The sequence below is a fragment of the Microcystis sp. Msp_OC_L_20101000_S702 genome, assembly GCF_007095705.1.
In the GTDB taxonomy this organism is placed as follows: Bacteria; Cyanobacteriota; Cyanobacteriia; order Cyanobacteriales; family Microcystaceae; genus Microcystis; species Microcystis ichthyoblabe_A.
Genome location: NZ_SFBO01000013.1, coordinates 1 through 8,138, shown reverse-complemented (window position 1 = coordinate 8,138; position 8,138 = coordinate 1). Strand labels below are relative to the sequence as shown.

Annotated in this window: 6 protein-coding genes; 4 read left to right on the top strand and 2 right to left on the bottom strand. The window is 46.6% G+C overall.

The window, feature by feature from the left end:
• The 4 genes from EWV60_RS01115 to EWV60_RS01100 form a co-directional block, all read left to right on the top strand.
• Positions 1 to 351 (top strand): tetratricopeptide repeat protein (locus EWV60_RS01115; protein ID WP_287230360.1); only part of this gene is annotated, 351 nt, incomplete at its 5' end.
• A 350-nt stretch (positions 352 to 701) separates the two neighbouring features.
• Positions 702 to 1,016 carry a hypothetical protein gene (locus EWV60_RS01110; protein WP_155119073.1) on the top strand — a complete coding sequence of 105 codons (315 nt, stop codon included), beginning with the start codon at positions 702 to 704 and terminating at the stop codon, positions 1,014 to 1,016.
• Between the two features lie 68 nt (positions 1,017 to 1,084).
• Positions 1,085 to 4,330, top strand: a complete 3,246-nt coding sequence (gene carB / locus EWV60_RS01105; protein ID WP_287230357.1) for a carbamoyl-phosphate synthase large subunit — start codon at positions 1,085 to 1,087, stop codon at positions 4,328 to 4,330.
• A gap of 124 nt (positions 4,331 to 4,454) precedes the next feature.
• Positions 4,455 to 5,858: a TldD/PmbA family protein gene (locus tag EWV60_RS01100; RefSeq protein ID WP_287230356.1), complete on the top strand. Its 1,404-nt coding sequence runs from the start codon at positions 4,455 to 4,457 to the stop codon at positions 5,856 to 5,858.
• A gap of 225 nt (positions 5,859 to 6,083) precedes the next feature.
• On the opposite strand, the gene tatA is transcribed toward EWV60_RS01100, so the two are convergent.
• Positions 6,084 to 6,260 carry a twin-arginine translocase TatA/TatE family subunit gene (gene tatA / locus EWV60_RS01095; RefSeq protein ID WP_002733416.1) on the bottom strand — a complete coding sequence of 59 codons (177 nt, stop codon included), beginning with the start codon at positions 6,258 to 6,260 and terminating at the stop codon, positions 6,084 to 6,086.
• 98 nt (positions 6,261 to 6,358) lie between these two features.
• Positions 6,359 to 7,789: a dihydrolipoyl dehydrogenase gene (lpdA, locus tag EWV60_RS01090; protein ID WP_287230355.1), complete on the bottom strand. Its 1,431-nt coding sequence runs from the start codon at positions 7,787 to 7,789 to the stop codon at positions 6,359 to 6,361.
• Between the last annotated feature and the right edge of the window lie 349 nt (positions 7,790 to 8,138).

Here is an 8,138-nt window from a genome sequence, read left to right as displayed (position 1 = left end):
CTCGACAATTTAGCCTCGCTCTATCAGGATTGGGAACGGTACGAGGAAGCCGAGCCTCTTTTCAAACAATCCTTGCAGTTGAGGGCGCTCTATCAGGATTGGGAACGGTACGAGGAAGCCGAGCCTCTTTTCAAACAATCCTTGCAGTTGAGGGAGCAACTATTAGGGGAAGACGACCTCGATATCGCCTATAGCCTCGACAATCTAGCCTCGCTCTATCAGAACTTGGAACGTTACGAGGAAGCAACAGAATCGTTAACTCGGTTATTGAGCATCCTAGAGCGATCTTTTGGTTCGGAAGAGCCATATATCATCAGCCTTAAAGATCGGTTGAACAAAGTCAGGAAATAGAGATATCATCCTTATCTGTCAGTATTGTGCGAGTTATTACTAAGAAAAAGGCTGGAATCGTTGATCGGGAAAGAGTAGAGAGAACTTGCTCTTCTCGACCCCGATCGAGGGAAAGTTCCCGTAACTTCAGTCTGAAATCCTTGTCAGCAGAGGAGTTCAATCTCTTGTAACCTCTCTCGAAGAGTGAGCCGAAAAATCAAGGTTTGCCTCGATCGATCAAGAAACATTATTAATAATATTTATCGATCCAACGTCGAATTTTCATTAAATTATGCTTCCGATAAAAGATAATGTAAGTTATAATGTCGGTTACGCGCTTATTGGGAACGTACTTAATTAAACTTAATTCTATGAGCAAAATCTCCATTAGTAGTGCTTCCATCACTGCGCCGATGGGAATGGTTGTCGGCACTGCTAAAGTTAGTCCGGATATTCAAGAGCCATCCCTGGCAAGGTTGGCCTATCGTCGTGCTAACCGAGGCATGACCACTTTGGAGACGGTAAAACCGTCCTTGGGTACGGATAGCTTGAGACCTTCTCGGAAGAGACGGACTAAGCGTCGGAAGCGCAGTACTTGCCCTGAGCTTAGAAGAAATCGCTCGAAAAGCCAAGAAGGAGAAGTACCCTCAAACCCATTCATGCCTCAAGTCCTTAAACAGACATAAAGGTTCGGTTGATCGAGGGTGACAACATATACAATGATTGGGGTTTATCGTCAAGCAACCCTAAGCCTATGCCACGCCGTGATGACTTAAAGAAAATCCTAATCTTGGGCGCTGGCCCGATTGTCATCGGACAAGCCTGTGAATTCGACTATTCGGGAACTCAAGCCTGTAAAGCTCTGCGAGAAGAAGGTTATGAGGTAATTTTAGTCAATTCTAACCCCGCCTCGATCATGACCGATCCAGAAATGGCCGATCGCACCTATATTGAACCAATTCTGCCGGAAATTGTCGAGAAAATTATCGCTAAAGAACGCCCTGATGCGATTCTACCGACTATGGGGGGTCAAACTGCCCTGAATACCGCCGTCGCTTTGGCCAAAAGCGGCGTTTTAGAAAAATATAACGTGGAATTGATCGGGGCAAAACTTCCCGCTATTGAAAAAGCCGAAGATAGGGAACTATTCAAAAAAGCAATGGAGAAAATCGGTGTTCCCGTTTGTCCTTCGGGGATTGCCAACAATTTAGAGGAGGCAAAAGCGATCGGTCATCAGATCGGTTCCTATCCTCTCATTATCCGGCCGGCCTTCACTTTAGGCGGAACGGGGGGCGGTATTGCCTATAACCAAGAAGAATTTGAACCGATGGCCCAGTATGGGCTAGATTGTTCGCCTACATCGCAAATTCTCGTCGAAAAATCCCTAATTGGCTGGAAAGAATACGAATTAGAGGTTATGCGCGATCTAGCCGATAACGTGGTGATCATCTGTTCGATCGAAAACTTTGACCCGATGGGGGTCCATACCGGCGACTCGATTACGGTTGCGCCCGCCCAAACCCTAACCGATAAAGAATACCAACGCCTCCGGGACTATTCTAAGGCAATTATTCGGGAAATTGGCGTAGAAACCGGCGGATCGAACATCCAATTCTCCGTTAATCCCACTAACGGCGACGTAATCGTGATTGAGATGAATCCCCGGGTATCCCGTTCTTCGGCCCTGGCATCAAAAGCCACGGGATTCCCGATCGCTAAATTTGCCGCTAAACTAGCCGTAGGCTACACTTTAGACGAAATTCCCAACGATATCACCAAAAAAACCCCGGCTTCCTTTGAACCGACTATCGATTATGTCGTCACCAAAATTCCTCGCTTTGCCTTCGAGAAATTCCCCGGCTCCCAACCGATTCTAACCACCCAGATGAAATCCGTCGGGGAAGCTATGGCTATCGGTCGAACTTTCCAAGAATCCTTCCAAAAAGCTCTTCGCTCCCTAGAAACGGGACGTTTTGGCTTTGGTTGCGATAAAGTCGAAACTCTCCCCCCTCTCTCGGAAGTCCGGGCCGGTTTGCGAACACCTAACCCCGAACGAGTTTATAGTATCTATCATGCTTTTAAATTGGGCATGAATGGGGAGGAAATCCACGAACTAACCGGGATTGATCCCTGGTTCCTCGATAAATTGGCTGATTTGATGGAAACCGAGAAGTTTCTCAAACGAACTCCCCTGAAAAGTCTCAGCCAAGAGAACCTATTCGCTATTAAACAACAGGGTTTTAGTGATCGCCAAATCGCCTTCGCCACCAACACCAGCGAGGACGAAGTAAGAAGTTATCGCAAGGGTTTGGGTATTGTTCCAGTCTATAAAATGGTGGATACCTGCGCGGCAGAATTTGAAGCCCTAACACCCTACTATTATTCCACCTACGAACGGGTAGAATCGGAAGTTTTACCCTCCGATAAACGCAAAGTGATGATCCTCGGTGGTGGTCCCAATCGCATCGGCCAGGGGATAGAATTTGACTACTGTTGTTGTCATGCCGCTTTTTCCCTCAGTCAAGCCGGTTTTGAGACGATTATGGTCAACTCTAATCCGGAAACTGTCTCCACCGATTACGATACCAGCGATCGCCTTTACTTTGAACCCCTGACTAAAGAAGATGTCTTAAATATCATCGAAGCGGAACAACCAGAGGGTTTAATTATTCAATTCGGTGGGCAAACTCCCTTAAAACTGGCAGTTCCCCTGCAAAAATATTTAGAATCGCCTAATTGTCCGGTAAATACCAAAATTTGGGGAACTTCACCCGATTCGATCGATGCCGCCGAAGATCGGGAACGTTTTGAACAAATCCTCCGACAATTAGATATCCGACAACCCCTCAACGGTATTGCCCGCAATTTCCAAGAATCCCAAGCAGTGGCTCAACGCATCGGTTATCCTGTAGTAGTACGTCCGTCCTACGTTTTGGGCGGTCGGGCAATGGAAATCGTCTATTCCGATAGCGAATTGGAACGCTATATGAAGTATGCGGTACAGATAGAACCGGATCACCCGATTTTAATCGATAAATTCCTCGAAAATGCCATCGAAGTGGATGTGGATGCCCTCTCAGATGCCACGGGAACAGTCGTTATCGGGGGATTAATGGAACATATCGAACAAGCGGGCGTACATTCGGGCGATTCTGCCTGTTCTATCCCCCATACGTCCCTGAGCGCCTCGGTTTTAACCACAATTCGACAATGGACGGTGGAACTAGCGAAAGCGTTAAAAGTAATCGGTTTGATGAATATCCAGTATGCGGTACAGGGAGAGACAGTTTATATCTTAGAAGCGAATCCCCGCGCTAGTCGTACTGTTCCCTACGTTTCCAAAGCAACGGGAGTTCCTTTAGCAAAAGTTGCCTCCCTCGTCATGTCGGGCCGAACCCTGACGGAATTGGGTATCATCAGCGAAGCAATTCCCCGTCATATCGCCGTGAAAGAAGCGGTTTTACCCTTCCAGAAGTTCCCCGGTGCTGATACTCTCCTGGGACCAGAAATGCGTTCTACAGGCGAAGTAATGGGGATTGACAGCGATTTTGGCAAAGCTTTCGCTAAAGCGGAAATGGCCGCTGGCGTGATTTTAGCCACCAGTGGGACGGTTTTTGTCTCGATGAGTGATCGCGATAAAACCCCCATGGTTCCCGTGGTTAAGGATCTGCAATCCCTCGGTTTTCGCGTCGTCGCCACTTCCGGAACTCGTAAAGTTTTGTTAGAAAACGGTTGCGAAAATATCGATTTAGTGCTAAAGATTCACGAAGGCCGTCCCGACGTTGTCGATTGGATCAAAAATGACTGGATTCAGTTTATTGTCAATACTCCCAGTGGTGAAGAATCCCAAAACGATGGCCGAAAAATTCGCCGTACTGCCCTCGATTATAAGTTACCAATTATCACCACTATCGCTGGGGCAAAAGCGACGGTAGCGGCCTTAAAATCCCTGCAATCTCAACCTTTAGAGGTGAAAGCTTTACAGGATTATCTCGCCTAATTTCAGTTATCAGTTATCAGTTATCAGTTAGAAAGGGGATATAGGGATTTAGGGGTTTAGGGAAATTTCAGCCAAATGCCCCACACCCCACACCCCACACCCCACACCCCACTTCCTAATTCCCATGACCGATACTCTAAACGATTATAAAAACCTAATTAGTGAACTGATTAACCGTTATAAAAACCGCGTCGATTTCCTGACAATTCGTCTGGAAGAAGCGCGGGGGACGAATATTCTACTGCGTTCCGAACGAGTGGAAACCCTCAGCGAAGGTATTGCTATCGGTGGTCAGGTACGCGCTTGTTATAAAGGAGGTTGGGGATTTGCCAGCTTTAATCAATTATCCAGTTTACAGGAACGATTAGAAGATGCGATCGCTGCTGCCCGTTTAATTGGGGAAGAAGAAACCCTGATTGCTCCGGTAGAACCTGTAATTATCTCCTGTGAATTGCCTTTAACGGGAACGGATCCCCGTTTAGTACCATTAGCTGATAAGAAAGCCCTCTGCGATCGCTATAATAACTTACTGCGTCAACATCATCCCAGTATTGCCACCACTTCCGTCCGTTACAGCGATAGCAGTCAACATATTCTTTTAGGCACTTCTGACGGGACTTTAATCGAACAAAAATGGTCGGACTTAGAAATGCGTTTTTCGGCCACCGCTAGGGATGGGGACAGCGTACAAACGGGCCGGGAAACCACAGGATCCCGAAAAGCTTTCGAGGATCTGGTCAATTTAGAAGAACAGGTGCAAGGGTCGGCTAAACGGGCCGTACAAGCCCTAGTTTTGCCCCCTGTCAAGGGCGATACCTACACCGTCGTCATCGATCCCATTTTAACCGGTCTGTTCGTCCATGAGGCTTTTGGCCACCTTTCCGAGGCAGATATGTTATACGAAAATCCTGACCTTTTGGAAGTGATGAGTATGGGCAAACGTTTCGGACCGGATAACCTGCAAATCTTTGACGGGGCCCATCCGGAAGGTCATCGGGGCAGTTATTTTTATGACGATGAGGGAACCCCTGCGACGACGACTCAGTTAATTAAAGATGGGGTTTTGGTGGGAAGACTGCATTCGCGGGAAACGGCGGGCAAATTAGGCGAAAAACCGACCGGTAACGCCCGTTGTCTCAATTATCATTATCCGCCCATTGTCCGCATGACCAACACTTGGATTGAACGGGGAACCACTCCCGTTCCAGAGTTATTTTCGGGGATAAAAACGGGAGTTTATGCCCAAAATTGGCAGGGAGGCATGACTAACGGCGAAATGTTCACTTTTAGCGCCGGGGAAGCTTGGATGATTCGCGACGGAGAAATTGCTGAACCCGTTAAAGATGTTACTCTCTCCGGTAATGTCTTTAAAACCCTAGCCAATATTGAGGCAATTGGTGATGATTTCTACTGGGACGAGTCGGGAGGCTGCGGAAAAGGGGGTCAAAGTGGTTTACCCGTCGGCTGCGGTGGCCCCAGTCTCCGCATCCGCGATGTGGTGGTGGGGGGAGAAGCCGATATTCAGTGAACAGTCAACAGTAAACAGTAAACAGCTTCTGAGGGCAAGAGGCTCCAAGAAAGAATCTGGCAATTCTCCTACCTAAAAAGAAGGTTAGAAACTAAGTACATCAAAACCTTTAGCTTAACAAATTAGGGGGGGCATCTCAATTTTTGGGCGCACGCGGTGCGCCCCTACCATTGGCGCAATAATATTATTGTAGGGGCGAATTGCATTCGCCCTGAGAGCCGAAATCTATCTCATTTTCTCGTCACTGTCTTCAATTTCTTGCTCATCTTGATTGATTTCTTCCTTAAATCCCCGTAAAGTTTTCCCCAAAGCTGCCCCAAATTCGGGTATTTTTTTCGGTCCAAATATCAGGAGAACAACGACAGCAATAATTACTATTTCTGGCCAACCTAATCCAAACATAATCTTTAAAGTAAAAAGTAAAAAAAGAGAAAGGAGTCAGAATTCAGGAGTCGGAAACTTAACGGTGATAACTGATAACTGATAACTGATAACTGACTCTATGCTGCTACTTCTGCTCGTTTATAAGCTTCGTCGAGGACTTCTGAGAGAGTTGGATGGGTGTGGATGCGGAAAGCGAGTTCATGGACAGATTTACGTTCAGCGATCGCATTGGCCGCTTCTTGAATTAAATCCGATGCGTGGATACCGATAATATGAACACCGAGTAATTCCCCCGTATCCTGACGATAAACGACTTTAGCGATGCCTTCCGTTTCTCCTTCCGCTAAAGCTTTGGAATTTCCCTTAAAATAGGTCTTGACAGAAGCCACCTTATACCCTTCTTCCTGTCCCAAAGCTTCTGCTTGCGGTTCCGTTAAACCCACATAACTAATTTCGGGGTGGGTAAAAGCAGCGGCGGGAATACTGCGATAATCGATGGTTTTTGGGCGATTACAGATATTTTCAATGGCTATTACCCCTTGACCCGAAGCAGCGTGAGCTAACATCATTTTACCCGTAGCATCGCCCACAGCCCAGAGATGGGGAATCGGTTCACCGTCCTGAATTACCTGCATTTTGTCATTAACGGCAATAAAACCGCGTTTATCCAGTTCTACCCCGACAAATTCCAGTCCGAGATTCTTGGTCGCTGGGATTCTCCCTGTAGCGACTAAACAAGCATCTACTTCTAAAATTTCGATCGCTTCTTTGCTTTTTGCGTCCACCAGTTCAATGGCCACAGGATTCCCCGGTTTAATACTTTTTGCCAAAACTCCCACATAAGTCTCGATGTCTCTAGGTTTAATCAGAACTCTTTCCGCGATTTTCGAGATTTCTGGGTCAAATCCAGGCATGAGACTGTCTAAAGCTTCGATCATCGTCACTTCACAACCCAAAGCGGTGTATATATCCGAAAATTCCAGACCGATATAACCACTACCGATAATTGCGATCCACTTGGGTAAAGTTTCTAATCTAACGGCCTCATCACTGGTAAAAACCGTTTTATGATCGATCTCGATCCCCGGTGGGACAAAGGGAACCGACCCCGGACAGAGCATAATATCCTTAGCGGTGTAGATTTTTTCGCCACTATCCCCGATGACGCTAACTTTTTGCGGGCCGGCGATTTTTCCCCAACCGTGGATAGTATCAACCTTGAGACGTTTAAGACTATTAGTGAGATCGCCTCTAATTTTACTGACAAGGTTGTTAGCATGATCGGCAATGGTCGGACGGTCAAAATTCACGCCACCGATGGCAATACCTAGACTTTTCAGATGGTCACTATCGGCCAATTCGCGCACTCGTCCCGAGGCTGCCAGTAAAGCTTTAGAGGGAATACAACCTCGATTAACACAGGTTCCTCCCATATCTTTGGCTTCGATAATAGCTGTTTTTAGCCCACATTTGACCGCGTGTAGGGCTGCCCCGTGGCCACCAACTCCAGCACCGATAATAATTAAATCGTAGTCGAATTCACTCATAGTCTCTCTGACTCTCAAAGTTAGCATTATCTCATTTTACGATCCACTGCGATCAAGCGGTGCTATCCCGGTCAAAAACTGGAGCCAGTTTTTAGCCATCAGACTCTTGTGCATTGAAACTGGCTATTGGCAATTTTAGGACAAGACGTTACTAGACCTCTGGTAAAAATCAAAAATTGTTGTTAGGGTTAGGAGCCGGTCGTCAGTAGTCAGGAGAATTTTAAATGCTCTATTCCTGAACTTCCCCCATACATATATACTATAATAGCCGAAAACCCTTATCCATCAATGGATACGCCCCTTAACTTTTCTTGATGTACCCATGTAATTTGTAACATTTCTTAATGGA